This is a genomic window from Streptomyces sp. NPDC127092, assembly GCF_042722475.1.
Classification (GTDB): domain Bacteria; phylum Actinomycetota; class Actinomycetes; order Streptomycetales; family Streptomycetaceae; genus Streptomyces.
In genome coordinates this window covers 1,497-1,999 of record NZ_JBHXFE010000153.1, presented here as the reverse complement: position 1 = coordinate 1,999, position 503 = coordinate 1,497, and the positions used below count along the sequence as shown (strand labels likewise).

Here is a 503-nt window from a genome sequence, read left to right as displayed (position 1 = left end):
ATCCTCTCCTCCGGGTTCAACGCCTTCTTCGGCGGTGGGTCCATCGGCCCGATCCCGTCCCTGCTCATCTGGGTCGTCATCGCCACCGTCATCGGGGCGACGGTCATGCACCGCACCGCCTACGGTCGTCGGGTGCTGGCCACCGGCGGCAACGAGCAGGCCGCCGTCTACAGCGGTGTGCGCACGCGTCGAATCATCTTCAGTGTCCTCATGGCCTCGGCGGTGGCCGCCTCGATCGCAGGCATGCTCTACGCCGGACGGCTGGAATCCGGCCGCTACCAGTGGGGCACCGGCGACGAACTGTCGGTCATCGCGGCGGTCATCCTCGGCGGGACCAGCCTGTTCGGCGGCCGTGGGGCTGTCGTCGGGTCCGTGATCGGGGCGCTGTTGATCGGCGTGATCAACAACGGCCTGGTGCTGGCGGGCCTGGACACCAGTCAGCAGAACATCGTCCGTGGCGTGATCATCATCCTCGCCGTGGCCCTGGGTCGAAGGAAGTAACC

General features: G+C 67.6%; 1 protein-coding gene. It reads left to right on the top strand.

Annotated elements, in window-relative coordinates; all coding sequences use genetic code 11:
- A partial coding sequence (locus ACFWJO_RS38240; RefSeq protein ID WP_386872773.1) for an ABC transporter permease occupies nucleotides 1–501 on the top strand: 501 nt, incomplete at its 5' end.
- Nucleotides 502–503: the final 2 nt, after the last annotated feature.